18 protein-coding genes are annotated in these 26326 nt (G+C 75.1%); 17 read left to right on the top strand and 1 reads right to left on the bottom strand.

Annotated features, from left to right (window positions below):
* The 15 genes from KVT14_RS09010 to KVT14_RS08940 all read left to right on the top strand — a co-directional run bounded on the left by KVT14_RS09010 (position 1) and on the right by KVT14_RS08940 (position 19388).
* Positions 1 to 552, top strand: a complete 552-nt coding sequence (locus tag KVT14_RS09010) for an NADH-quinone oxidoreductase subunit B family protein (protein WP_147795391.1) — start codon at positions 1 to 3, stop codon at positions 550 to 552.
* The gene (locus KVT14_RS09005; RefSeq protein WP_217615351.1) at positions 549 to 1346 is read left to right on the top strand and encodes an NADH-quinone oxidoreductase subunit C; all 798 of its coding nucleotides are present in this window, start codon (positions 549 to 551) and stop codon (positions 1344 to 1346) included. The genes KVT14_RS09010 and KVT14_RS09005 overlap by 4 nt, the downstream gene beginning before the upstream one ends.
* Positions 1343 to 2698 carry an NADH-quinone oxidoreductase subunit D gene (locus tag KVT14_RS09000; RefSeq protein ID WP_217615350.1) on the top strand — a complete coding sequence of 452 codons (1356 nt, stop codon included), beginning with the start codon at positions 1343 to 1345 and terminating at the stop codon, positions 2696 to 2698. The genes KVT14_RS09005 and KVT14_RS09000 overlap by 4 nt, the downstream gene beginning before the upstream one ends.
* Entirely contained in the window at positions 2698 to 3621 is a 924-nt protein-coding gene (gene nuoE / locus KVT14_RS08995) for an NADH-quinone oxidoreductase subunit NuoE (protein WP_217615349.1), read from the top strand. Before KVT14_RS09000 ends, nuoE begins: the two co-directional genes overlap by 1 nt.
* A complete protein-coding gene (gene nuoF / locus KVT14_RS08990) occupies positions 3621 to 4961 on the top strand; it encodes an NADH-quinone oxidoreductase subunit NuoF (RefSeq protein ID WP_217615348.1) in 1341 nt (446 codons plus the stop codon). The genes nuoE and nuoF overlap by 1 nt, the downstream gene beginning before the upstream one ends.
* The gene (locus KVT14_RS08985; RefSeq protein ID WP_217615347.1) at positions 4961 to 7618 is read left to right on the top strand and encodes an NADH-quinone oxidoreductase subunit G; all 2658 of its coding nucleotides are present in this window, start codon (positions 4961 to 4963) and stop codon (positions 7616 to 7618) included. The genes nuoF and KVT14_RS08985 overlap by 1 nt, the downstream gene beginning before the upstream one ends.
* Positions 7619 to 7638: 20 nt before the next feature.
* Positions 7639 to 9027, top strand: a complete 1389-nt coding sequence (gene nuoH / locus KVT14_RS08980; protein ID WP_217615380.1) for an NADH-quinone oxidoreductase subunit NuoH — start codon at positions 7639 to 7641, stop codon at positions 9025 to 9027.
* Positions 9028 to 9109: 82 nt separating this feature from the next.
* Positions 9110 to 9757, top strand: a complete 648-nt coding sequence (gene nuoI, locus KVT14_RS08975) for an NADH-quinone oxidoreductase subunit NuoI (RefSeq protein ID WP_308160988.1) — start codon at positions 9110 to 9112, stop codon at positions 9755 to 9757.
* The gene (locus KVT14_RS08970) at positions 9754 to 10671 is read left to right on the top strand and encodes an NADH-quinone oxidoreductase subunit J (protein WP_217615345.1); all 918 of its coding nucleotides are present in this window, start codon (positions 9754 to 9756) and stop codon (positions 10669 to 10671) included. Before nuoI ends, KVT14_RS08970 begins: the two co-directional genes overlap by 4 nt.
* A complete protein-coding gene (nuoK, locus tag KVT14_RS08965) occupies positions 10668 to 10967 on the top strand; it encodes an NADH-quinone oxidoreductase subunit NuoK (protein WP_147795399.1) in 300 nt (99 codons plus the stop codon). Before KVT14_RS08970 ends, nuoK begins: the two co-directional genes overlap by 4 nt.
* A 13-nt stretch (positions 10968 to 10980) precedes the next feature.
* Positions 10981 to 12894 carry an NADH-quinone oxidoreductase subunit L gene (gene nuoL / locus KVT14_RS08960; protein WP_217615344.1) on the top strand — a complete coding sequence of 638 codons (1914 nt, stop codon included), beginning with the start codon at positions 10981 to 10983 and terminating at the stop codon, positions 12892 to 12894.
* A 10-nt stretch (positions 12895 to 12904) separates the two neighbouring features.
* Positions 12905 to 14524 (top strand): NADH-quinone oxidoreductase subunit M, encoded by a 1620-nt coding sequence (locus tag KVT14_RS08955; RefSeq protein ID WP_217615343.1) that lies wholly within the window; start codon positions 12905 to 12907, stop codon positions 14522 to 14524.
* Positions 14521 to 16290 carry an NADH-quinone oxidoreductase subunit NuoN gene (gene nuoN, locus KVT14_RS08950; protein ID WP_217615342.1) on the top strand — a complete coding sequence of 590 codons (1770 nt, stop codon included), beginning with the start codon at positions 14521 to 14523 and terminating at the stop codon, positions 16288 to 16290. The genes KVT14_RS08955 and nuoN overlap by 4 nt, the downstream gene beginning before the upstream one ends.
* A gap of 47 nt (positions 16291 to 16337) precedes the next feature.
* A complete protein-coding gene (locus KVT14_RS08945; RefSeq protein ID WP_217615341.1) occupies positions 16338 to 17345 on the top strand; it encodes a polyprenyl synthetase family protein in 1008 nt (335 codons plus the stop codon).
* Positions 17346 to 17657: 312 nt separating this feature from the next.
* Positions 17658 to 19388, top strand: a complete 1731-nt coding sequence (locus KVT14_RS08940) for an RDD family protein (protein ID WP_217615340.1) — start codon at positions 17658 to 17660, stop codon at positions 19386 to 19388.
* Between the two features lie 520 nt (positions 19389 to 19908).
* On the opposite strand, the gene eccCa is transcribed toward KVT14_RS08940, so the two are convergent.
* Positions 19909 to 23886, bottom strand: coding sequence for a type VII secretion protein EccCa (gene eccCa / locus KVT14_RS08935; protein ID WP_217615339.1), 3978 nt, complete (start codon positions 23884 to 23886; stop codon positions 19909 to 19911).
* 260 nt (positions 23887 to 24146) lie between these two features.
* On the opposite strand from eccCa, the gene KVT14_RS08930 reads away from it, so the two are divergent.
* Together KVT14_RS08930 and KVT14_RS08925 are read left to right on the top strand one after the other, a co-directional pair.
* Positions 24147 to 25514 carry a hypothetical protein gene (locus KVT14_RS08930; RefSeq protein ID WP_217615338.1) on the top strand — a complete coding sequence of 456 codons (1368 nt, stop codon included), beginning with the start codon at positions 24147 to 24149 and terminating at the stop codon, positions 25512 to 25514.
* Between the two features lie 64 nt (positions 25515 to 25578).
* A partial coding sequence (locus KVT14_RS08925; RefSeq protein WP_217615337.1) for a zinc ribbon domain-containing protein occupies positions 25579 to 26326 on the top strand: 748 nt, incomplete at its 3' end.

Raw genomic sequence — 26326 nt, 5'->3', positions numbered from 1 at the left:
ATGGGTATCGAAGAGGCTCCCAGCGGCTTCCTGCTGACGTCGGTCGAGACGCTCGCCGGCCTGGTCCGGAAGGCCTCGCTCTGGCCGGTGACCTTCGGCCTGGCGTGCTGCGCGATCGAGATGATGGCGACGGGCGGGTCCCGGTTCGACATCTCCCGGTTCGGCATGGAGGTGTTCCGCGCCTCCCCGCGCCAGTCCGACCTCATGATCGTGGCCGGCCGGGTCAGCCAGAAGATGGCGCCGGTGGTGCGGCAGGTCTACGACCAGATGGCCGAGCCCAAGTGGGTGCTGTCGATGGGCGTGTGCGCCAGCAGCGGCGGCATGTTCAACAACTACGCGATCGTCCAGGGCGTCGACCACGTCGTGCCGGTCGACATCTACCTGCCGGGCTGCCCGCCGCGGCCGGAGATGCTGATCAACGCGATCCTCGAGCTGCACGAGCAGATCAAGGCCGAGCCCCTCGGCAAGAACCGGGCCGACATCGCCCGCGAGGTCGAGGCCGCCGCGCTGCGCGCCGAGCCCACCTCCCACATGACGGGGCTGCTGCGATGAGCGACGAGAAGCAGGACGCCGCCGCGGCCGCGAAGGCCGGGGACGCCGCCTCCGCCGACACCGGGGCCCAGACGACGAGCGAGGCGGCCCTGGAGGCCGGCGCGCAGAACGTCCCCGCCGACCGGTCGCTGCCGCTCGAGGTCGTCCAGACCCGGCACGGCATGTTCGGCGTGCACGGCTCCGGCGACACGTCCGGGTTCGGCGGCCTGGTGCAGACCGTGGCGCTGCCCGGCCCGAGCGAGCGGCCGTACGGCGGCTGGTTCGACGAGGTCGTGGACGTCCTGACCGAGCTGCTGGACGCCTCCGGCACCGGCGCGGCCGCCGCGCTGGAGTCGGTGGTCGTCGACCGCGGCGAGCTCACGCTGAACATCGCGCGGGAGCACGTGGTCGAGGTCGCGCGGCACCTGCGCGACGACCAGGACCTCCGGTTCGAGCTGTCGCTCGGGGTCAGCGGCGTGCACTACCCGCACGACACCGGCCGCGAGCTGCACGCCGTCTACCACCTGGTGTCCGTGACGCACGGGCGCCGGCTCCGGCTCGAGGTCGCCGCACCCGAGGGCGACCCGACCATCCCCAGCACGGTCGGGGTGTACCCGGCCAACGACTGGCACGAGCGCGAGACCTGGGACTTCTTCGGCATCGTCTTCAGCGGCCGCACCGACCTGGCGCGGATCGAGATGCCGGACGACTGGCCCGGCCACCCGCAGCGCAAGGACTACCCGCTCGGCGGGATCCCGGTGGAGTACAAGGGCGCCACCATCCCGCCGGCCGACCAGCGGAGGCAGTACTCGTGAGCTCCCAGACCCACGCGCCGAAGGCCACCGGCCACCTCGTCGACGACGAGACCGTCGGCCTGCGCACCTTCGAGGCGACCGGCGGCGACTGGTCCGACATCGCCGAGGAGGCGGCCCGGCTCGGCGAGCAGCGCATCGTCGTCAACATGGGCCCCCAGCACCCGTCCACGCACGGCGTGCTCCGCCTCATGCTCGAGATCGACGGCGAGACGGTGACCGAGGCCCGCGCGGGCATCGGCTACCTGCACACCGGCATCGAGAAGAACATGGAGTACCGCACCTGGACCCAGGGCGTGACGTTCTGCACCCGCATGGACTACGTCGCCCCGCTGTTCCAGGAGGCCGCGTACTGCCTCGCGGTGGAGAAGCTGCTCGGCATCACCGACGACATCCCGGTCCGCGCCAGCGAGATCCGCGTGCTGATGATGGAGCTCAACCGGATCTCCTCGCACCTGGTGTGCCTGGCGACCGGCGGCAACGAGCTCGGCGCCACGACGATCATGACCATCGGGTTCACCGCCCGCGAGGAGATCCTGCGGATCTTCGAGATGGTCACCGGCCTGCGGATGAACCACGCGTACATCCGCCCCGGCGGCGTCGCGCAGGACATCCCGCCGGGCGGGCTCGACTCGGTCCGCGAGGCGCTGGTCGGCGTGCGGCGCTACCTCACGCAGCTCGAGGACCTCATGCTCGGCCAGCCGATCCTCAAGGGGCGGCTGAAGGACGTCGGCGTGCTCAACCTCGCCGGGTGCATGGCGCTCGGGATCACCGGCCCGATGCTCCGGTCCACCGGCCTGCCGTACGACGTCCGCAAGGCCGCCCCGTACTGCGGCTACGAGACCTACGACTTCGACGTCCCGGTCTCCGAGGGCTCGGACTGCTGGGACCGCATGGTCCTGCGCATCGAGGAGTGCTACCAGTCGATGCGGATCGTCGAGCAGGTGATCGAGCGGCTGCAGGCCTCGGCCGGCACGCCCGTGATGGTCGAGGACAAGAAGATCGCCTGGCCCGCCCAGCTCGCCATCGGCAGCGACGGCATGGGCAACTCGCTCGATCACATCCGGGAGATCATGGGCACCTCGATGGAGGCCCTGATCCACCACTTCAAGCTGGTGACGGAGGGCTTCCGGGTCCCCGCCGGCCAGGCGTGGCAGACCGTCGAGCACCCCCGCGGCGAGCTCGGCGTGCACCTCGTGTCCGACGGGGGCACCAAGCCGTACCGGGCGCACTTCCGCGACCCGTCGTTCAACAACCTGCAGGCCGTCTCGGTGCTCTGCGAGGGCGGGCAGGTGGCGGACGTCGTCTGCTCCGTCGCCTCCATCGACCCGGTGCTCGGAGGGGTGGACCGCTGATGACCGCCATCGACCACCCGCGGATCCCCGGCTCGGGGCGCCCGCGCGCGGCCTACGACGACGCGACCCGGGAGCGGCTCGCCGCCGACGCGGCGCAGGTCGTCGCCCGGTACCCGGACCCGCGGTCGGCCCTGCTGCCGCTGCTGCACCTGGTGCAGTCCGAGGACGGCTACGTGAGCCCGGCGGGCATCGCGTTCTGCGCGGCGACGCTCGACCTGTCGACGGCCCAGGTGTCCGCGGTCGCGACCTTCTACACCCAGTACAAGCGCCGCCCGAACGGCGAGTACACGGTGGGCGTCTGCACCAACACGCTCTGCGCGATCATGGGCGGCGACGCGATCTGGGAGGACCTCACCGACCGGCTCGGCATCGGCCACGACGAGACGACAGGCGACGGCAAGATCACGCTCGAGCGGATCGAGTGCAACGCGGCCTGCGACTACGCGCCGGTCATGATGATCAACTGGGAGTTCTTCGACAACCAGACGCCGGACTCGGCCGCCGAGGTGGTCGGGAGGCTCATCGCGGGGGAGCCCGTGGCCCCGACCCGCGGCCCGGCCCGGGTGCAGACGTTCAAGCAGGTGTCCCGCGTGCTGGCCGGGTTCGACGACGGCCTCGCGGACGAGGGCGTGGCGGCCGGCGAGCCGACGCTGCGCGGGCTGCGGCTCGCGCGGGAGAACGGCTGGACCGCCCCGTCGGTCGACGCCGGCGAGCGCGACGCCGCGCAGGCCGAGGACGCGGCCCCCGCGGCGCCCGCCGCCGGCACCGCCGCACCCGCGGCCTCCGCGCCGCAGCCCGGCGGCGAGCAGTCCTCCGTCGACCGCCCCGCGGCCGGCGCCCCCGAGCGGTCCGCCGACCAGGAGAAGGCCGAGCACCGCGCCGACGACACGAGCAAGCCCGCCGACAGCGAGAAGGAGTCGTGATGGCCGACGCGACGACCCTGACCCCGGTCCTGAGCGACCGGTGGGACGCCGACCGCCCGTGGGACCTCGGCACGTACGAGGCCCGCGGCGGCTACCGGGGGCTGCGCAAGGCCCTGACGATGGACGCCGGCGACGTCGTGACCACCGTCAAGGACTCCGGCCTGCGCGGCCGCGGCGGTGCCGGCTTCCCGACCGGCATGAAGTGGGGCTTCCTGCCCGCGCCGGACGGCGGCCCGCGCTACCTGGTGGTCAACGCCGACGAGTCCGAGCCGGGCACCTGCAAGGACATCCCGCTGATGCTGGCGGACCCGCAGCTGCTGGTGGAGGGCGTGGCGATCACGTCCTACGCGATCGGCTGCCACCACGCGTTCATCTACCTGCGCGGCGAGGTCGTGCACGTCTACCGCCGGCTGCTGCACGCGGTCGAGCAGGCGTACGCGCAGGGCTACCTGGGGAAGAACATCCTGGGCAGCGGCTACGACCTCGACGTCACGGTGCACGCCGGCGCCGGCGCGTACATCTGCGGCGAGGAGACCGCGCTGCTCGACTCGCTCGAGGGCCGCCGCGGCCAGCCGCGCCTGAAGCCGCCGTTCCCCGCGGTCGCGGGCCTGTACGCCCGGCCGACCGTCGTGAACAACGTCGAGTCGATCGCCTCGGTGCCCGGCATCGTGGTCGGCGGCTCCGACTGGTTCCGCACGATGGGCACCGACCGGTCGCCCGGCCACGGCCTGTTCTCGCTGTCCGGGCACGTGCAGCGCCCCGGGCAGTACGAGGCGCCGCTCGGCATCACGATGCGCGAGCTGCTGGCGATGGCCGGCGGCGTCCGCGAGGGCCACGAGCTGAAGTTCTGGACCCCGGGCGGCTCCTCGACGCCGATCTTCACCGCGGAGCACCTGGACGTCCCGCTCACCTACGAGGAGGTCGGCGCCGCCGGCTCGATGCTCGGCACCCGCGCGCTGCAGGTGTTCGACGACTCGGTGTCGGTGGTCAAGGCCGTGTCCCGGTGGACGCAGTTCTACAAGCACGAGTCCTGCGGCAAGTGCACGCCCTGCCGCGAGGGCACGTTCTGGCTCGCGCAGGTGCTCGGCCGCCTGGAGGCGGGCCAGGGCACGTCGGGCGACATCGACCTGCTGCTCGACCTGTGCGACAACATCCTCGGCAAGGCGTTCTGCGCCCTGGGCGACGGCGCGACCAGCCCGATCACCTCGGCGATCCAGTACTTCCGGGAGGAGTTCGAGGCGGGCACCCACACGCCCGCCGACGTGCTGTTCCCGCCGGAGCGCGCCTCGCTCTTCCCCTACACGCCGCGCCGCAGCGGCCAGCTCGCGGGAGCCCACTGATGACCGTCACCGCATCGAAGCCCGCCGGGTCGGGCGCGACGCCGCCGCCCGAGCCGAAGCCGGACGGCGTCACGTTCACGATCGACGGCATCGAGACCACCGTGCCCAAGGGCACCCTGGTCATCCGCGCCGCCGAGCAGCTCGGCATCCAGATCCCGCGGTTCTGCGACCACCCGCTGCTGGCCCCGGCCGGCGCCTGCCGCCAGTGCCTCGTCGAGGTCTGGGCCCCGGGCCGCGACGGCAAGGTCGCGAAGATGCCCAAGCCGCAGGCCTCGTGCACGCTCACGGCCACGCCCGGCATGGACGTCCGCACCCAGCGCACCTCCGCCGAGGCGGACAAGGCGCAGCACGGCGTCATGGAGCTGCTGCTCATCAACCACCCGCTGGACTGCCCGGTCTGCGACAAGGGCGGCGAGTGCCCCCTGCAGAACCAGGCGATGTCGAACGGCCGCAGCCAGACCCGGTTCGTCGACATCAAGCGGACGTTCCCCAAGCCGATCGCCGTGTCGACCGAGATCCTGCTCGACCGCGAGCGGTGCATCCTCTGCCAGCGGTGCACCCGGTTCTCCCGGGAGATCGCCGGCGACCCGTTCATCGACCTGCAGAAGCGCGGCGCGATGCAGCAGATCGGCCGGTTCGACGCCGACGTGCTCGGCTTCGCCGGCGCGGGGGTCGAGGGCGAGGACGGGGCGGCCGACGGCACGCTGGCGTTCGACGACCGCGTCTTCCTCGGCGCGGACATCCCCGTCGGCCCCGCCGAGGACGACGAGTCGGGTTCGCCGTTCGCCTCGTACTTCTCCGGCAACACCGTGCAGATCTGCCCGGTCGGCGCGCTGACCGGTGCGGCCTACCGGTTCCGCGCCCGCCCGTTCGACCTGGTGTCGACGCCCGGCGTGGCCGAGCACGACTCGTCCGGCGCGGCGATCCGCGTCGACCACCGGCGCGGCGTCGTGCTGCGCCGGCTCGCGGGGGAGGACCCCGAGGTCAACGAGGAGTGGATCACCGACAAGGACCGGTTCGCGTTCACCTGGCAGTCCGAGGCCGACCGGATCACCACGCCCCTGGTGCGGGACCGCGCCGAGGACGGCGGCCGCGGCGAGCTGCACCCCGCGTCCTGGGCCGAGGCCCTGGAGGTCGCGGCGCACGGGCTGGAGCAGGCGCGCGCGGCTGGCGGCGTCGGCGTGCTCCCCGGCGGCCGGCTGACCGTCGAGGACGCCTACGCGTACGGCAAGTTCGCCCGCGTGGTGCTCGGCACCAACGACGTCGACCTGCGCGCCCGGCCGCACTCGGACGAGGAGCTCGCGTTCCTCGGCCACGCGGTCGCCGGCACCGGCCTGGGCGTCACGTTCCGCGACCTGGAAGCGGCGCCGACCGTGCTGCTCGCCGGCCTGGAGGCGGAGGAGGAGGCCGGGATCGTGTTCCTGCGGCTGCGCAAGGGCGTGGTCGCGGGCCGCACCCGCGTGCACGCGGTGGCGCCGCTGGCCAGCCGCGGGCTCGAGCGCCTGGACGGCACGCTGCTGCGCGCCGCCCCGGGCACCGAGCCCGAGGTGCTGGACGCCGTCGGCACCGGCGACCTCGCCGACCTCGGGGCCGCGCTCGGCGCCGAGGGCGCGCTGGTCCTGGTGGGCGAGCGCCTGGCCGCCGTGCCCGGCGCGCTGTCCGCCGTGCTCCGGCTGGCCGACCGCACCGGTGCCCGCGTCGCGTGGATCCCGCGCCGTGCGGGAGAGCGCGGCGGCGTGGAGGCCGGCGCGCTGCCGACCCTGCTGCCCGGCGGGCGCCCGGTCGCCGACGCCGCGGCGCGCGTGGACGTGGCCGCCGCCTGGGACGTCGAGCACCTGCCGACCGAGCCCGGGCGCGACACCGCCGCGATCCTCGCGGCCGCCGCGGACGGGACGCTCGGCGGCCTGCTGGTCGGCGGCGTGGACGTGCGCGACCTGCCCGACCCGGCCGCCGCCCGCGCGGCGCTGGCCGCCGCCGGCTTCGTCGTCTCGCTCGAGGTGCGGGCCTCCGAGGTCACCGCGCTCGCCGACGTCGTGCTGCCGGTCGCCCCGCCCGTGGAGCGCCCCGGCACGTACGTGTCCTGGGAGGGCCGGGTGCGGCCGTTCCCGCAGGCGCTCACCTCGACCGCGATGCCGGACCACCGCGTCCTCGACGCGCTGGCCGACGAACTCGGGGTGACCCTCGGCCTGCGCACCGTCACCGAGGTGCACGCCGACGCCGACCCGCTCACCGGCGAGTGGGACGGCGCGCGCGTCGCCGCCCCGGCCGTCGCGGCCGCCGAGCCGCCGGCCGTCGCCCCCGGGCACGCGGTCCTGGCGTCCTGGCACCAGCTGCTCGACGCCGGCCGGCTGCAGGACGGCGAGCCGTTCCTGGCCGGCACCGCCAAGCGCCCGGTCGCCCGGCTGTCGCCCGCGACGGCCGCGGCCGCCGGGGTGCTGGACGGCGCGCTGCTGACCGTCGCCACCGACGCCGGGTCGATCACGCTGCCGGCCGTCGTCACCGACATGGCCGACCACGTCGTCTGGCTGCCCACCGCCTCGGCGGGCAGCCAGGTCCGGGACGCGCTGCGCGCGGTGCCGGGCGACCTGGTCCGGGTCGGGCCCGCCGCCGACGCACCCGCGGACGGCACCGCCACCGACGAGGAGGTGACCGCGTGACCGCGACCCTCGCGGCCGTGCTGCCCACCGTGCTCCCCGCCGCCGCGGCGGACGGCGGCGCCGCCGACTTCAGCCAGGACGTGTTCTGGGTCTGGCTGCTCAAGGCGGTCGGCATCCTGGTGTTCCTGCTGCTCAGTGTGCTCATCGCCATCTGGTTCGAGCGCCGCGTCGTCGGCCGGATGCAGCTGCGCCCGGGCCCGAACGTGCACGGCCCGTTCGGCCTGTTCCAGTCGCTCGCCGACGCGATGAAGCTCCTGCTCAAGGAGGACGTCACCGTCAAGGCGGCCGACAAGCTCGTCTACCTGGTGGCACCGTTCATCGCGGTGTTCTGCTCGCTGCTGACGATGGCGGTCATCCCGTTCGGGCCCGAGGTGTCGATCTTCGGCGTGCTCACCCCGCTGCAGCTGACCGACTTCCCGGTCGCGGTGCTCTACATCCTGGCCTGCGCCTCGGTCGGCGTGTACGGCATCGTCCTCGGCGGCTGGTCGTCCAACTCGACCTACCCGCTGCTCGGCGCCGTGCGGTCCACCGCGCAGGTCATCTCGTACGAGCTCGCGATGGGCCTGTCCCTGGTCAGCGTGTTCATCCTGGCCGGGTCGATGTCGACCTCCGAGATCGTCGCCTCGCAGACCACGATCTGGTGGCTGATCCCGCTCGCCCCGGCGTTCGTCATCTACGTCATCTCGATGGTCGGCGAGACCAACCGGCTGCCGTTCGACCTCCCCGAGGCCGAGGGCGAGCTGGTCGGCGGCTACACCACCGAGTACTCGTCGATGAAGTTCGCGTGGTTCTTCCTGGCCGAGTACATCAACATGCTCAATGTGTCGGCCGTGGCGACCACGCTGTTCTTCGGCGGCTGGCGCGCCCCGTGGCCGCTGTCCTGGATCGGCGACGGCGTGCTCAACACCGGCTGGTGGCCGCTGCTGTGGTTCGTCGCCAAGGTCTGGCTGTTCATGTTCCTGTTCGTGTGGATCCGCGGCACGCTGCTGCGGTTCCGGTACGACCAGTTCATGAAGTTCGGCTGGAAGGTGCTGATCCCGGCCGCGCTGGTGTGGCTGGTCTGCGTCGCGGTCGTCCAGGGCGTCCGCCAGTTCGGCGGCGCGGACGTCATGGCGATGCTGCCCTGGCTCGGCGGCGCGATCCTGGTGATCGTCGCGCTGTCGTTCCTCATCCCGGAGAAGAAGGCCGCCCCCGAGCCGGCCCCGTCCGACGAGCCGTTCGACGCCTTCGCCGGCGGCTTCCCCGTGCCGCCGCTGCCGGGTCAGAGCCTGCCGCCGTCGCCGCGCGCCGCGCGCCGCGAGGCCCAGCCGCCCGCGTCACCCGCCCTCGTCGGCGGGCCCGCGTCGGGCGACCAGGGCCCGGACGGCGACGCCCCCGAGTCCCCCACCCAGGAGGTGCCGCGTGGCTGACACGCCGGACAAGTCCGTCGAGCGGAAGGGCGGTGGTGGCGAGGTCGCCCGGCCCGCCCAGGTCCGCCCGTACGAGTCGCTGATCCCGAAGCGGAGCCCGGTCGCCGACGCGCTCGCGCCCGCCGCCGGGTTCGGCGTGACGATCAAGAACTTCTTCAGCCGGACCGTCACCGAGCAGTACCCGTTCGAGACGGCGCCCGTGAAGCCGCGGTTCCACGGCCGGCACCAGCTCAACCGGTACCCGGACGGGCTGGAGAAGTGCATCGGCTGCGAGCTGTGCGCGTGGGCGTGCCCCGCGGACGCGATCTACGTCGAGGCGTCGGACAACACCCCCGAGCGGCAGATGTCGCCGGGGGAGCGGTTCGGCAGCGTCTACCAGATCAACTACCTGCGCTGCATCTTCTGCGGCCTGTGCATCGAGGCGTGCCCGACGCGCGCGCTCACGATGACGAACGACTTCGAGCTGGCGGGCCCGACCCGCGAGGGCCTGATCTACGAGAAGCAGGACCTGCTCGCGCCGCTGGCCGAGGGCATGCTCGCCGCCCCGCACCCGATGGTCGAGGGCACGACCGACACCGAGTACTACCGCGGCGAGGTCACCGGCCCGACGCCGGCGCAGGTGAACTGGGTCGCCGAGCAGCGCCCGGACGACCCGACGCTGGACGCCGCCCGCCGCCGCGCCGGCTCCTCGTCGGAGGCGTCCGCGCCTGTGGGACGGGAGCCCCGATGACCCCGTCGACCGCCGAGACGGTCCTGTTCTGGGTCCTGGCCCCGATCATGGTGCTCGCCGCGTCCGGCCTGCTGTTCGCCCGCAAGGCGGTGCACGCCGCGCTGTGCGTCATCACCGTGATGATCTCGCTGGCGTTCCTGTACGTCGCCCAGGAGGCGCCGTTCCTCGGCGTCGTCCAGGTGGTCGTCTACACCGGCGCCGTGATGATGCTGTTCCTGTTCGTGCTCATGCTGGTCGGCGTCGACGCGTCCGACTCGCTGGTCGAGACGCTCAAGGGCCAGCGCTGGGTCGGCTGGCTCGGCGCGCTCGGCCTGGGCGTGGTGCTGGTCGGCGTCGTGGGCCGGGCCACCTACCCCGACGCCGTGGGCCTCGCCGAGGCGAACGCGCCCGGCAACCCGACCGGCGTCGCGCGGATCATCTTCGGGCAGCACGTGTTCGGCCTCGAGGTCGTCGGCGCCCTGCTGGTGACCGCGGCGCTCGGCGCCCTGGTCCTGACCCACCGGCAGCGCCTCAAGCCGCTGGTCAAGCAGCCCGAGCGCGCCGCGGCCCGCGTGGCCGCCGGCGCCCGGCTCACCCCGCTGCCCGCCCCCGGCGTGTACGCGCGGCACAACGCGATGGACGTCCCCGCGCTCGATCCCGACGGCAACCCGATCGAGGACTCCGTGCCCCGCGTGCTGCGGATCCGCGGCCAGGAGGCCGGCACGGCCGAGTACCGCGCGGACACCTACCGGCGCGCGGTCACGGCGGTGCTCGCGGAGCGCGGTGCGGCCGTGACGGACGGGGAGGTCGACGCGGCGCTCGGCACGGTCGAGGACGACCCGCGGCCCGCCGCGGCACCGCCGGGGACCACCACCGGCCCGGCGGCCGACATCGACCTCGGCGGCGGCTCGACCCGGACGGAGACCGAGCGGTGACCCTCACGAACTACCTGGTGCTCTCCGGGATCCTGTTCTCGATCGGCGCCGCGACGGTGCTGCTGCGCCGCAACGCGATCATCGTGTTCATGGGCGTCGAGCTCATGCTCAACGCGACCAACCTCGCGCTGGTGACGTTCTCCCGGCTGCACGGCGACCTGACCGGTCAGGTCATGGCGTTCTTCGTCATGGTCGTGGCCGCCGCGGAGGTGGTCGTCGGGCTGGCGATCATCGTGTCGATCTTCCGCACCCGGAAGTCGGCCTCCGTCGACGACATCAACCTGCTGAAGAGCTGAGGGGACTGTGGACGTGAACTCCCTCGCCCCGCTGCTGGTGGCGGTGCCGCTGGCGAGCGCGGCGGTGCTGCTGCTGCTCGGGCGGCGCTCCGACCGCTGGGGCCACTGGCTCGGCCTGCTGGCGTCGACCGCGGCGTTCGTCGTGGGCGCGCTGCTGCTGGTCGAGCTGCTCGGCCGGCCGGCGGACGACCGCTCGATCCAGGTGCACCTGTTCGACTGGATATCCGCGGGCCGGTTCGACCTCTCGGCCGGGCTGCTGGTCGACCCGCTGTCGCTCACCTTCGTCCTGCTGGTGACGTTCGTCGGCTCGCTGATCCACCTCTACTCGGTCGCGTACATGGCGCACGACGCCGCGCGGCGCCGGTTCTTCGCCTACCTGAACCTGTTCATCGCGGCGATGCTCATCCTGGTCCTCGCGGACTCCTACCTGCTGCTGTTCGTCGGCTGGGAGGGCGTCGGCCTGGCGTCGTACCTGCTCATCGGGTTCTGGAACCACCACACCCCGTACGCGGTGGCGGCGAAGAAGGCGTTCGTCGCCAACCGGATCGGCGACATCGGCCTGCTGGTCGCGCTCATGCTCATGTTCGCGACGTTCGGCTCGGTGGACTTCGCGTCGGTCTCCGCCGGGATCGACGGCGGGCTGGCGTCCACCGCCACGCTGACCGCGATGGGCCTGATGCTGCTGCTCGCCGCGTGCGGCAAGTCGGCGCAGTTCCCGCTGCAGTCCTGGCTCGGCGACGCGATGGCCGGCCCGACCCCGGTGTCCGCGCTCATCCACGCGGCGACCATGGTCACCGCCGGCGTCTACCTGATCGTCCGGTCCGCGCCGGTGTTCGAGGGCGCGCCCACCGCGCAGCTCGTCGTCACGATCGTCGGCGCGATCACCCTGGTGTTCGGGGCGATCGTGGGCTGCGCGAAGGACGACATCAAGAAGGCGCTCGCCGCGTCGACGATGTCCCAGATCGGCTACATGGTGCTCGCCGCGGGCCTCGGCCCGGTCGGGTACGCGTTCGCGATCTTCCACCTCGTGACCCACGGCTTCTTCAAGGCCGGCATGTTCCTCGGCGCCGGGTCGGTGATGCACGGGATGGACGACCAGACCGACATGCGCCGGTTCGGGGCGCTCCGCAGGTACATGGTGATCACCTGGGTCACGTTCGGCCTCGGCTGGCTCGCGATCCTCGGCGTCCCGCCGTTCTCCGGCTTCTGGTCGAAGGACAAGATCATCGAGTCCGCGTTCGTCGTGCCGGAGGGCGCCGGCGAGTGGCGGGCCTGGCTGTTCGGCGCCGTCGCGCTGATCGGCGCCGGGATCACCGCGTTCTACATGTCGCGGCTGTTCTTCATGACCTTCCACGGGAAGAAGCGCTGGACCCAGGACGCCGAGGGGCACGAGCCGCACCCGCACGAGTCGCCCGCGCTGATGACCATCCCGATGGTCGTGCTCGCGATCGGCTCGGTCGGCCTCGGCTTCGTGCTCCAGCTCGGCGGGGGGTTCACCACCTGGCTGGAGCCGGTGACCGGGCACGTCGAGCACCACGAGCCCGTGCTGCCGGTCCTGGTGATCCAGGTCGTCACGCTGCTGGCCGTCGCCGTGGGCCTCGCGCTCGCCTGGCGGCAGTACGCCTCGCTGCCGGTGCCGGAGACGGCGCCGCAGGGGTCGCCGCTCACCCGCGCGGCCCGGGTCGACCTCTACCAGGACGCCGTCAACGACGCCGTGCTGGTGGAGCCCGGCCGCCACCTGACCCGCTCGCTCGTCTACGGCGACCGCACCGCCGTCGACGGGACGTTCACCGGGCTCGGCCGCCTCACGGTCGGGATCGGGGAGCTCGTGCGCCGGCTGCAGACGGGCTACGCCCGCCAGTACGCCGCCACGATGCTGCTCGGCCTCGTCGTGCTGGCCGTCGTCGTCCTGGCACCTCGGATCTGAGGGGAAGTCGATGTCGTCCTCCGTCGCCACCACGGACGTGCCGTGGCTGACCCTCCTCATCGTGTGGCCGCTCGTCGGCGCGCTCGTCCTGTGGCTGCTGCCGCGGGGCTCGCGCGCCGCGGGGTCGGCCGACGCCGAGGTGATCGCCGCCGGGCCGCGGCGGTACACCCGCCAGATCGCCCTCGGCGTCGCGCTCGTCGAGGTCGCCCTCGGCGTCGGCGCGCTGCTGGCGTTCGACACCGGCGCCGCCCGGGTGCACCAGCTGAGCGAGACCCACGCCTGGATCTCGCAGCTCGGCGTCTCGTACGCGGTCGGCGTCGACGGCGTCGGCCTCGCGCTCGTGCTGCTCTCGGTCGTGCTCGTGCCGGTCGTGATCCTCGCCGCCTGGCGGGAACAGGGCTCCGGCGCGCTGCCCACCGAGCGGCTGCGGCACTACCTGGCGCTCGTCCTGGTGCTGACCGCGTTCATGGTCGCGGTGTTCGCCGCCCGGGACGTGTTCCTGTTCTACGTGCTGTTCGAGGCCATGCTGATCCCGGTCTACTTCATGATCGGCGCGTTCGGCGGGCCCCGGCGGCGGTACGCGGCCGTGAAGTTCCTGCTGTTCTCGCTCGCGGGCGGGCTCATCATGCTGGCGGGCGTCATCGCGCTCTACCTGCAGGGCCCCGGCGGGCCGCAGGGCTTCCTGACCGAGAACCTGACCGGGCTGGACATGCCGGTGGGGACCGAGCGCTGGCTGTTCCTCGCGTTCTTCCTCGCGTTCGCGATCAAGGCCCCGATGTTCCCGGTGCACACCTGGCTGCCCGACGCCGCCGAGCAGGCGCCCGCCGGCACCTCGACGCTGCTGGTCGGCGTGCTGGACAAGGTCGGCACCTTCGGGATGCTCACGCTCTGCCTGCCGCTGTTCCCGGCGGCGTCCCGCTGGGCTGCGCCGGTGATCATCGCGCTGGCCGTCGTGTCGATCCTCTACGGGGCGCTGCTCGCGATCGGCCAGCAGGACCTGTTCCGGCTGGTGGCGTACACCTCGGTGTCGCACTTCGGGTTCATCGTGCTCGGCATCTTCGCGTTCACGTCGACCTCCGTCGCCGGCTCGTCGTTCTACATGGTCAACCACGGGCTCTCGACCGGGGCGCTGTTCCTGCTGGTCGGGTTCCTCGCGGCACGCCGCGGCTCCGCCCGGATCGAGGACTTCGGCGGCCTGCAGAAGGTCACCCCGGTGCTCGCCGGCGTGTTCCTGGTGACCGGCCTGTCCGCGCTGTCCCTGCCCGGCCTGTCGACCTTCGTGTCCGAGTTCCTGGTCCTGGTCGGCTCGTTCGGCACCAACCGCGCCGCGGCGGTGGTCGCGGCGCTCGGCGTCGTGCTCGCCGCGATCTACGTCCTGTGGACCTACCAGCGCGTCTTCACGGGCCCGGTGCGCGGCGACCTCGCCGGCACCCGGGACATCGGCGGCCGCGAGCGGTGGGTCGTCGGCCCGCTCATCGCGATCATGCTGGTGCTCGGCTTCTACCCGGCGCCCGCGCTGCGCCTGGTCGACGAGCCCGCCGCGCAGACCGTCGAGCACGTGGGCGGCGAGCCGCCCGCGGTCGAGATGCCGATCGCCGTCGACGGCGACTCCGAGGGGAGCGAGCAGTGAGCTTCACCGTGCCCGACATCGCGTGGGCCCAGCTCACGCCGGTGCTCATCGTCCTCGGCGCCGCCGTGGTCGGCGTGCTGGTCGAGGCCCTCGTGCCGCGGCGCGTGCGCCGGGTCGTCCAGCTGACGCTGACCCTGGTCGCGCTCGCCGGCGCCGTCGTCGCGGTCGCCGCGCTCTGGAACGGCGTCGCCGACACGGGCGGCACCGACGTGCTCGGCGGGTCGCTGCTGGTCGACGGCCCGACCCTGGTCCTGTGGGCCACCACCGCCGTGCTGGCGCTGCTGGCCGTGCTCGTGATCGCCGACCGCACCGCCACCGGCGAGGACGCGTTCGCCCCGCAGGGCGCCGCGGTGCCCGGCTCCGGCTACGAGGAGGCGGCGCGCGCCGCGGGCCTCGAGCAGACCGAGGTCTACCCGCTCGTGCTGTTCGCCACCGGCGGCATGCTGATCTTCCCGGCGACGGGCGACCTGCTGACGCTGTTCGTGGCGCTCGAGGTGCTGTCGCTGCCGCTGTACCTGCTGACCGGGCTGGCCCGGCGGCGCCGCCTGCTCAGCCAGGAAGCGTCCATGAAGTACTTCCTGCTGGGCTCGTTCGCGTCCGCGCTGCTGCTGTTCGGCATCGCGCTGCTCTACGGGTTCTCCGGGTCGCTCCGGTACGCCGAGATCGCCGACGCCGTGCGGACCGTCTCCGGCATGGACGGGCTGCTGCTCGCCGGGTCGCTGCTCGTGCTCGCGGGGCTGCTGTTCAAGGTCGGCGCCGTGCCGTTCCACTCCTGGACCCCCGACGTGTACCAGGGCGCGCCCACCCCGATCACCGGGTTCATGGCCGCCTGCACCAAGGTCGCCGCGTTCGGCGCGCTTGTCCGGGTGTTCTACACGGTGGTGCCGGACCTGCGCTGGGACCTGGAGCCGGTGATGTGGACCGTCGCGATCGCCACCATGGCGGTCGGCACGGTCGTCGCGCTCGTGCAGACCGACGTCAAGCGGGTGCTCGCGTACTCGTCGATCGCGCACGCGGGCTTCGTGCTCACCGGCGTGGTCGCGCTGGTGCAGTCCGGGATCACGGCGGTGCTGTTCTACCTCCTCGCGTACGGCGCGGCGACGGTGGGGGCGTTCGGGATCGTGTCGCTCGTGCGGGAGCGCGGGGCGGTGCGGTCGGGTGCGGGCGCGCGGGTGCCGGCGCTGGCGTCGGCGGGCGCGTCGGCCGGAGCGACCGGCGGTGCCTCGGCCGGGTCGAATGTGGACGTCGTGGGGACGGGCGCGGGTGCCGACCGTGCCGACGCCGTGGCCGCCACCGACGGGGAGGAGCCGCCGGTCGAGGCCGAGGGCCCGATCCTCGGCGAGGCCACCCACCTGTCCCAGTGGGCCGGCCTCGGCCGGACCAACCCGGTGCTCGCGACCACGTTCGCGCTGTTCCTGCTGTCGTTCGCGGGCATCCCGCTCACGGCCGGGTTCACCGGGAAGTTCGCGGTGTTCTCCGCGGCCGTCGAGGGCGGCGCGTGGCCGCTCGCGGTGGTCGGCGTCGTGGCCTCCGCGGCCGCCGCGTTCTTCTACGTGCGGATCATCGTCCTGATGTTCTTCACCAGCCCGCACGGCGGCCCGCGCGACGACGCCGACGACGAGGCCCGCCCGGGCGCCGTGGTCGTCGCGTCGCAGGGCTTCGCCGTCGTCGCCATCGGCGCCTGCGCCGTGCTCACCGTGCTGCTCGGCGTGCTGCCCGGCCCGGTCCTGGACGCCGTCGCGGGCGTCGCCCAGCTCCTGCCCTGACCGCTCTCCCGTCCGCACGCGGCCGTGCGGCCAGATAGGTTCGACCCGTGACTTCCCCGACCGCCCTGCCGCTCGCCGACCCCGTGCTCGCCGAGCGCATCGCGGGACGCCTCGACGTCGTCGAGGAGCGTCTGCGCGCCGCCGTCGCGTACGCGGACCCGCTCGTCGACGACGCCGCGCACCACCTGGCGAACGCCGGCGGCAAGCGCCTGCGCCCGCTGCTGACGCTGCTGTCCGCCGAGCTCGGCGGCACCGCGGGCTCCGACGACGTCCTGGACGCGGCCGTCGTCGTCGAGCTCACGCACCTCGCGTCGCTCTACCACGACGACGTCATGGACTCCGCGCCGCTGCGCCGCGGCGCCCCCGCCGCGCACGAGGTCTGGGGCAACAGCGTCGCGATCCTCGTCGGAGACCTGCTGTTCGCGCGCGCCTCCAGCACCGTCGCGCACCTCGGCCCGGAGGCCGTGATCATCCAGGCCGGCACCTTCGAGCGGCTGTGCCTCGGCCAGCTGCACGAGTCCACCGGCCCCGGCGCGGAGGACGACGCCGTGCAGCACTACCTGCACGTGCTCGCGGACAAGACCGCGTCCCTCATCGCCACCTCCGCGAGGCTCGGCGCCATGTACGGGGGCGCGTCCCCGGAGGCCGTCGAGACCGTCGCCGCGTTCGGCGAGCGCATCGGCGTGGCCTTCCAGCTCGCCGACGACGTCCTGGACCTCACCTCCGCGGGCGACGTCTCCGGCAAGACCCCCGGCACCGACCTGCGCGAGCAGGTGCCGACCATGCCGGTGCTGCTGCTCCGGGAGCGCGCCGCCACCGGCGCGGACCCCGCCGACGCCGAGCTCGTCGCCCGCCTCGACGGCGACCTGTCCGACGACGCCGTCCTCGCCCGGGTGCTCGCCGACCTCCGCGCGCACGACGTGGTCCGCGAGACCCGGGAGCGGGCCGCCGCGCTCGTGACCGAGGCCGTCGACCTGCTCGCGCCGCTTCCGGACGGGCCCGTGAAGGACTCGTTCGTGTCGTTCGCGGACGCGCTGGTCGACCGGGCGTCCTGACCCGCTGACGGCTTCGGGGGGAGCGGGATGAGCACGCCGGACGTGGCGGGCGCGGCCGAGGGCGGCGCGGGGGCGCGGGTCTGCGCCGTGTGCGGCGCGGGGCTGGAGCCGGGCGCGGCGTTCTGCGGCACGTGCGGGACCCGGGTGCCGGCGGCGGGCGCACCGGGCGGCGGGGCGCCGGGTGGTGTGGCGGCGGGCGACGTGGCGCCGGGTGGTGTGGCGGCGGGCGACGTGGCCCCGGGTCGCGGGGCTCAGCCCGACGGCTCTGCCGGGCGAGTGGATCCCTCCGTACCGACACGCCCGGGCGAGTCCGTGCGGACGGATCCACTCGCGCCGGGGTCCGGGACGGGTCCGGGGTCGGCGCGCGGGGCCGGGGCGCCGGCCGCGCCGGGCTGGTCGCTGGGCGCCGACGTCGACGACGCCGTCGCGCCCGTGTGGCGCCGGCTCGTCGCGCTGGTGGTCGACCAGGCGCTGGCCGTGCTCGTCGGCAGCGCGGGTCTGCTCGCGGTGCTGCCCGCGCTGCGCTCCGACGGCTCGGTCGGCGCGCTGCTGGTGCCCGGCCTGCTCCTGCTGCTGCTCGCCGCGGGCCAGTGGTTCGCCGAGGCGTTCGGGGGTCGCACCGTCGGCGGCGCGCTGCTCGGTACCCGCACCGTGTCCGCGCGGACGGGCCGCGCGCCCGGTCTGTGGGCGGTGCTGGTGCGGAGCGTCGTCCAGGCGCTCGGTGTCCTGCTCGGCGGCGTCGGGGTGTACGTCGTCGCGGGCTCGGGTGCCTGGGACGAGGGCCCGGAGCAGCGCGGCTGGCACGACAAGGCCGCGGGCACCCTCGTGCTGCGCGCGCGAGCGCCCCGTCGCGAGGACCCCGTGCCCGCGGCGACCCCCACGACCGCCGCGCCTGCGCCTGCTCCCCGACCGTCGGGCCCCACGTCCGGCCCGCCGCGCTCGACGGCGACCCCGTCGTCCGCCGAGGTCGCCGCGCCCGCCGTGACCGCGCCGCGGATCACGCCGACCTCGGGCCCGCCCGCGCCCGTCGCACCGACCTCGGGCCCGCCCGCGCTCGTCGCGCCGACCTCGGGCCCGCCAGCGTCCGTTGCCCCCACCTCGGGCCCGGCCGGGCCCGTCGTTCCCACCGCGGACGCTGCGTCGGTCGAGCCGGATCTCCCCACCCGGTCGCCGGACGCGCCCGCCGACCGCGAGGCATCCGACACTCCGCGCGAGCCGGCGCCCGCGCCCGCCGCTGCTGCCCCGGTCGTACCGACCCCGGTGCCGGAGGTGCACGTCCGCCCCGAGCCGGCGCCCGCCGTGCGCGAGGACCTCGCCGCGCCCGTCACCCCCGCGCCGGTCGGCCCCGCCACTTCCGCCGCCGCGTCGGACGGTCCGGCACCGCTCGCGGCCGCCTCGACGCCGGCCCTGCCCGACCCGGAGACCGCGGTTCCGGCCCCGGGCGTCGCGCTCGACCTACCCCCGACGCCCGTCGCGGACGGCGGCGCCCGCCCTCCGCGGCACGCGGCGCCGACCCCTGCCGCGCCCGCGCCCTCCGTCGCCGCGCCGCCGACGCCCGCCCCGGCGACTGACGCCACCTCTGCCCTGCCCGCCGTGCCAACCCCGGCGGACGACATCCCGCTCGGTCTCCCGGACACGACCGTCCCGACGGCCGACCTCGGCGACCTCGAGCACACCCGCGTCGGCCGCTGGGCGGGCTCGCTGGACGCGGCGTCGTCGACGCTCGCCCTGGTGCTCGACACCGGCGACCGGGTGGCCGTCACCGGCCCGGGCCTCGTCGGACGCCGCCCACTGCCCGGGGCCGAGCAGTGGGCCCACCTCGTCACGATCGACGACCCGGAGCAGTCGGTGTCGTCGACCCACTTGGCGTTCTGGCCGGTCGACGGCGGGCTCGACGTCGTCGACCGCGGTTCCACCAACGGCACCGTCCTCCTGGACGCGGCGGGCAAGCCGTGGAGCCTCCCGCCCGGGCAGCCGGCCCGCGTCGGCGCCGGCTGGACCCTGGTCCTGGGCAGCCGCCGCATCACCGTCACCACGGCCTGACGCCGAGGCCGGACGGGCCGAGTCCGAGCCCCGGCGGGGCCGCTCGACCTCACCGAGAACCGTCGACCTCGCCGCCCGGGGGAGGCACACGCGCCGAGCGCGGTCGTCCGCGCCGAGCGCGGCAGCTGGAGGTACCGCGCTCGGCGGGAGTCACCGCGCTCGGCGGGAGTCACCGCGCTCGGCGGGAGGTACCGCGCTCGGTCGCGCAGCCGCCGTCGGCGGGGGCGACGCTCACCCCGTGCGGATGAGGTGACGCCCGCGCTCCCGGCGGCAGCATGGTCGCAGCCGGGTCTCCCGGCAGGCGCGCCGCCCCGGGGCCGGGGGGACCGGGGCCGGCCGCGCCGCCCTCCACGCCGTGCTCGACGCCGGACCGCCGTCGCTCCGCGCCGAGCCCGGCCACTCCGATCCCGCGAGTGCGCATCCGACGCGTCGAGTGCCTACCCAGGGGATAGGCGCTCGACGTGTCGGGTAGGCACTCGGGGCGGAGTGGTGCCGCGCAGCCGCCCGGGCTGGCGCCGCGTCAGAGGGTCGGCGGGGTCCAGGCCAGCTGGACGACCTGACGGCCCTCGTCGCGGGTCACCAGCTGCGCGCGGCCCGCCACGGACGGCACGGGCTTCGCGCCGCCGACCAGCGCGCCCTCGTCCGGGCTGCCGGACATCACGATGCCCGGCGCCGCCAGGTCGCGGAGCGCCTGGAGCACGGGCTCGTACATCGCGCGCCCGGCGCCGCCGGACCGGCGGGCCAGCACCAGGTGCAGGCCCACGTCGCCGGCTTGGGCGAGCAGCGGCACGAGCGGCTGCAGCGGGTTGCCGGTGGTCGTCGAGACCAGGTCGTAGTCGTCGACGATCACGTACACCTCGGCGCCGGTCCACCACGAGCGGGACCGCAGCTGCTCCGGCGTGACGTCCGGCCCGGGCAGCCGGCTGCGCAGGTACTCCGCGAGCCCGGCGATCTCGGACGCCGCCTGGTCCTGGGTCGTGAAGTAGCCCGCCAGGTACTCGTCGGGGATCTCGCCGAGCAGGGACCGCCGGAAGTCGACCGCGAAGATCTGCGCCTCCTGCGGGGTGTGCAGCCGCCGGACCTCGGACGCCACGGCGCGCAGCAGCGCGGACTTCCCGGAACCGCCGTCGCCGAACGCGTACAGGTGCGGCTCCTCGGCGACGTCGATCCCGACCGGCGCGAGCGCGGCCTCGTCGATGCCGAGCAGCAGCCGGCGGGCGTCGGCGCGGGCGTCGGACCGGACGTGGTCGAGCGTGACCTCGTCGGGCAGCAGCCGCACCTTGGGCCCGGCGGGGCCCTGCCACGCGGCGTTCACGGTCTCGATGAGGTGCGCGACGCCGGCACCCAGCGTGTCGGGCGAGGAGTCGCCGTCGACGCGGGGCAGCGCGGTCAGCACGTGGTGCTTCGACACCGCGAGGCCGCGGCCCGGGCGGTCCTTGGGGACGTTGACGGCGACCTTGCGGTCGATCTCCGAGTCCATCGGGTCGCCGAGCCGGAGCTCCAGCCGGGTGCCGAACAGGTCCTTGACCTGGGTGCGGAAGTCCATCCAGCGCGCGGCCGACGCCACGAGGTGCACGCCGAACGTGAGGCCGCGGCCGGCGAGCGCCTGGATGCGCGGCTCCAGCTCGTCGAACTCGGCGCGGATGGTGGACCAGCCGTCGACGAGCAGGAAGACGTCGCCGTAGCCGTCGTCGGCGGTGCCCTGGGCACGGCGGGTGCGGTAGGTCTCGATGGAGTCGATGCCGTTCGCGCGGAAGTACCGCTCGCGCTCGTCGACGATCGACTCGACCTCGGCGACCGTGCGGCGCACGACATCGGGCTCGGCCCGGGACGCGACGCCCGACACGTGGGCGAGGCCCGCCAGCGGGGCGAACGTGCCGCCGCCGAAGTCGAGCACGTAGAACTGCACCTCGAGCGGGGTGTGCGTCAGCGCGAGCGCCGTGACCACGGAGCGGAGCACGGTCGACTTGCCGGTGCGCGGGGCGCCGACGACGGCCATGTGGCCGGCCGCGCCGCCGAGGGACACGGTGAGGTTCTCGCGGCGCTGCTCCAGCGGCCGGTCGACGGTGCCGAGCGGGACCGTGAGCGTGCCGGCCGACCGCCAGCCCGGGGACACCAGGCCGAGCCGCGGGTCGGCGACCAGGTCGGGCATGAGCTCGTCGAGCGTGCGGGGGACGACCAGCGGCGGCAGCCAGACCTGGTGCGCGGGCGGCCCCTGGTCCTTCATCCGCTGCACCGCGATGTCGAACGTCGCGCGCGACTCCTCGGGCTCGGTCGCGACGACCTCGGTGGACGCCGGCGCGGCGACGACGCCGCCCAGCACGGGCGCGGCGGTGAACGACTCCAGCCGGGCGAGCCCGGTGCCCGCGACGGTGCCGCCGGTGGCGGTGCGGCGGCGGGCCTTCGGCGGACCCGACACGTAGGCCGCGCGGAACTGGATCATCGTCGTGGTGTCGGGCTTGAGGTAGCCCATGCCGGGGACCGGCGGCAGCGTGTACGCGTCGGGGACGCCGAGCACGGTGCGCGACTCGGCGGCCGAGAACGTGCGCAGACCGATCCGGTAGGACAGGTGCGACTCCAGCCCGCGGAGCCGGCCCTCCTCCAGCCGCTGCGAGGACAGCAGCAGGTGCATCTGCAGCGACCGGCCCAGGCGGCCGATCGTCACGAACAGGTCGACGAACTCCGGCTTGGCGGACAGCAGCTCGGAGAACTCGTCGCAGACGATGAGCAGGGCGGGCAGCGGCGCCAGGTCGGTCCGGCCGCCCTTGCGCGCCTTCTCGTAGTCGGCGACGTTCGCGAAGTTGCCCGCGGCGCGCAGCAGCTCCTGGCGGCGGACCATCTCGCCCTGCAGGGCGTCCTGCATGCGGTCGACGAGCGTGAGCTCCTCGCCGAGGTTCGTGATGATCGCGGAGACGTGCGGCATGTCGGCCATGCCGGCGAACGTCGCACCACCCTTGAAGTCGACGAGGACGAAGTTGAGGTCCTCGGACGAGTGCGTCATCGCCAGCGCCAGCACCAGCGTGCGGAGCACCTCGGACTTGCCGGAGCCGGTGGCGCCGATGATCAGGCCGTGGGGGCCCATGCCCTGCTGGGCGGACTCCTTGATGTCGAGCGCGACGGGCTGGCCCTGCGGGGTCACGCCGATCGGCACCCGGAGCCGGTCGCGGGGCAGGCGTGGCCGCCAGGCGACGTCCAGGTCGAGGTCCCGGACGTCGCCGACGCCGAGCAGGTCGACCAGCTCGGACGACACCTCCTCGTCGCCGCGCTCCGGGCCCGACTCGACGTGCAGCGGGAGCAGGCGGCGGGCGGTGGCCTCGGCGTCCGCGACGGACATCTGGTCGCCCTCGACGCGCACGGGCGGGTTGCCGAGCCGCAGCACGTCGACCGGCGCGCGCACGGCGTCCTCGGTGGCGACCGCGCCGCCGACGTTGAGCCGCAGCGTCGTCGGCTCGTCGAGCTCGTCCCAGCGGTCCGGCAGCTCGAGGACGGTCACGCCGAGCACGCCGTCGGTCGTGAGGATCGCGTTGCCGACCGGCACGTGCCCGCCGTCGACCACGACCAGGACGTGGGGGAGGGGCGCCTCGGCGGCGTAGCCGAACCGCGGGCGGTCCGTCAGGTCCTCGGGGAGCAGCGACTCGACGTCGGCGAGCGTGGTGCCGATCATCCGGGCGGCGCCGACGGCGTCCCGGGACCGGGTCGAGTGCGCGTGCGGCAGCCACTTGACCCAGTCCCACTCGGGCAGCGCGGCGTCGCTCGCGACGACGGCGATCTGCAGGTCCTCGGGGGCGTGGAACGTGGCGAGCTGGCTGACGACGGCCCGGGCCAGCGCGCGCGACTCCGCGGCGGCGCCGGTGACCTCGATGCGGGCGACCGACCGGACGTCGAAGGCCATCGGGACGCCCTGCTGGACGCGGTGCGTCACCAGGAACCGGTGCGCGGCGGACGCGGCCACCGGGTCGAGCTGCGCCAGCGGCGGGGTCTGCGGGGCCTCGAGGTCGAGGCACAGCGGCTGCGCCCCGACGCCGACGCGCGCGACCAGGAAGTCGTCGTGCTGCGACCTCCGCTCCCACACACGGGTGCGCTCCTCGGCGACCGCGGGCAGCGCGCGGGGCTCGGGGGAGGTCCACTCGGCGGCGCGGCGCTGGGCGCCGGCGGCCTGGCGGACCGAGTTCCGCAGGTCGGACAGGTAGGCCAGGTACTCGCGGCGGGCGCCGACGACCTGCGCCTGGTGCTGCGAGCGCTGCCGCCAGCCGTTGACGCCGACGAACCCGAGCGAGGCCAGCAGGAACATGCCGGCCGTGATGAACCCGCGCGGCCCGGGCTGGGTGGTCGCGACGAACACGATCGAGCCGACCGACCCGAGCATGGGGATCGCGTTGGCCAGCATGCCGCTGATGCCGTCGGAGGCCTGGATCTCGGGCGGGGGCTGCAGGACGACCTGTCCGCTGGGGACGGCGGGCGGCTCGAGGCGCGTCCCCTGCTGCGGCGCGATCGACATCGTCGGCGCTCGGTCCCTCCTGCCGGGCGGGGAGCCAGACGCCCCCCGACGTTCCTGTGGCGTCAACCTACCCGCACGGGCGCGCGCGGGGCGGTCGGCGTTCCACCGTCCGGGCGATCCTGGCCGCGGTCCCCCCGGACGGGGGGACGACCGGGGTGCTGACCGGCCCTGACCGCATAGCATGACTGGCGCCGCGCCCGGGGGCGGGCGGGACCGCCGCCGACGCCCCGCCGGGCGCGCGACCGGCGGAAGGAGAGCGCGTGACGGTGCAGTCGACCGGCGCGCCCCTGACGCGCGTCGCCGTGCACCTGGGTGCCCGCCGCCTCGACGTCGCCCTGGACGCCGCCCGCACCCTCGGCGAGCTGCTGGCCGCCGCCGGGGTGCCCCTCGTGCCGGGGATGCTCGCGCTCGACTCGTCCGGCCGCGTCCTCGACCTCGCCGCGCCGGTCGCCGCGCAGGTGGCCGACGGCGCGGTCGTGCACGTCGTCGCACCCGCGCCGCGCCCGCGGGGCCGGGCCGCCCGGGCCCGCGCCGGCTGGGTCGCCCGCCGGCCCGACCCGCAGCCCGCGCTGCTCGGCGCCGCCGCGGCCGCCTCCGGGGTGCTGGCGGCCGTGGCGCTGATCGACCCCGTGGCGCGGGGCTGGCTCGCGCTGGCCGCCGCCGTGCTGCTGGGGGCCGCGGGGCTCGCGCTGGCCGTGCTGCCGGTGGCGTCGGCGACCGCCGCCACGCTCGTCGCCCCGGTGCTGGCGTTCGCCGCGGGTGTGGCCGCCGTCGACCCCGCCGGGTCCGCAGACCGGCGGCTCGCGCTCGTCGCGGGCCTCGTGGCGGCGACCGCCGCGGCCGCGGTGCGCTGGGTCGCCACCCGCGCGGAGCGGCGGGGCCAGGACGTCGCGGGGGTGCTGGTCGTCGCCGTCGGCGTGATGGCGGGCCTGGCGCTCGCCGTGCTGCTGGCCGGGCTGCCGGGCGTCGTCGCCGCGGCGGTGCTGCTGGGTCTCACGCCGGTCGGGCTGCGGGCGATCCCCGTCATGGCGCTGTCCGTGCCGGACGAGCAGCTGGTCGACCTCGCGCACGTCGCCCGCACGGCGCCGTCCGTCCGCGGGCCGCGGCCGCGCGGGCTGGGCCGGGTCAACGAGCGCCAGGTCGTCCGCACCGTCGACTCCGCCGAGCGCCGCACCGACGCCGGCGTCCTGCTGGTGTGCGCGCTGCCGCCCGTGCTCGTCCCGCTGGTGCTCGTCGCGGCGCTGGGCGACCCGCAGCGGGCGACGCTCCGCGGCTGGGCCGCCGTGGCGCTGGTGGCGGCGCTGGTGGCCGTGCTGTCCCTGCAGCCGCGGGCGGCGCGGGGGCCGGTCGCGCGCTGGGCGCCGCGGGTGGCCGCCGCGCTCGTGCTCGTGGAGCTCGCCGCGCTGGGTGCGCCGCGGCTCGGGCCGGACGCGGTGCTGCTAGCGGCCGGGTGCCTCGTGGTCGCGCTGGCCGCCGCGGCGATCGGCGTGGCGCTCGGGCGCGGGTGGCAGTCGGTGGTGGCGTCCCGGTTCGCCGACTTCGTCGAGGGGCTGGGCGTCGTGCTCGCGCTGCCCGCGGCGCTGGTGGCGGCGGACCTGATCGAGACGCTGCGGCGGGTGACGTCGTGAGGCGGGCGCGCGCGGCCGCGCGACCGGGCAGGGGCAGGACGACAGCGACGACGGGGGAGCCGACGTGGACCAGACGATGAGCGCGATCCCGGTCGGCACCGTCGCCGTCCGCGCCTGCGCGAGCTGCCACCGGCCGCTGCGGGAGGACGCCCGGTTCTGCACCGCGTGCGGCGCCCCGGTGCAGCCCGACGCCACCGTGACGGTCGTCGAGGGCGCCCAGGGCCGGACCCGCGCCGACGCCCGCCCCCGCGAGCCGCGCCCCGCCGTGCTGCACCCGGCGTTCGGCGACGCGACCCCTGCCGGCCCCGGGCGCCGCGTGCTGGCCTACGCGCTCGACGCCGTGGCCGTGGGCGCCGTCGCCGGCGGCCTGCTGGCCTGGACCGGCTCGTGGCTGCTCGCGGCGCTCGTCGTCGTCGAGCTCGCCGTCGGCCTGCTCGTCTGGGAGGCGCACACCGGCCGGACGCTCGGCAACACCGTCCTCGGCCTGCGCACCGCGCGCGAGGAGACGCCGTACTCGGTCGGGCCGGCGCGCGGGTTCCTGCGCGGGCTCGTGCTCGCCGCCGGGCACGCCGCCGCGGGGCTCGGGCAGTGGCTGGTCGTGGCGTCGGGGGCGTTCGACAAGACCGGGCGGGCGCAGGCGTGGCACGACCGCGTCGGGCGGGCCGTCGTCGTGGACGTGCGAGCGCACGAGCGGGCCGTCGAGGCGGCCGCGGACGCCGCGGAGCGCGCGGGGGCCGTGGCCGTGGGGGCGGCGCCGCGGGCGGGCGTGCAGGTGGGGGCCGCGGGGGTGCCGCAGCAGCCGGGGGCGGTGT

Origin of the sequence: Cellulomonas sp. GbtcB1, assembly GCF_019091725.1 — a bacterium.
GTDB lineage: Bacteria > Actinomycetota > Actinomycetes > Actinomycetales > Cellulomonadaceae > Cellulomonas.
Note: the sequence above shows the minus strand (reverse complement) of the source record. Positions and strands in the feature narration are given on the sequence as shown.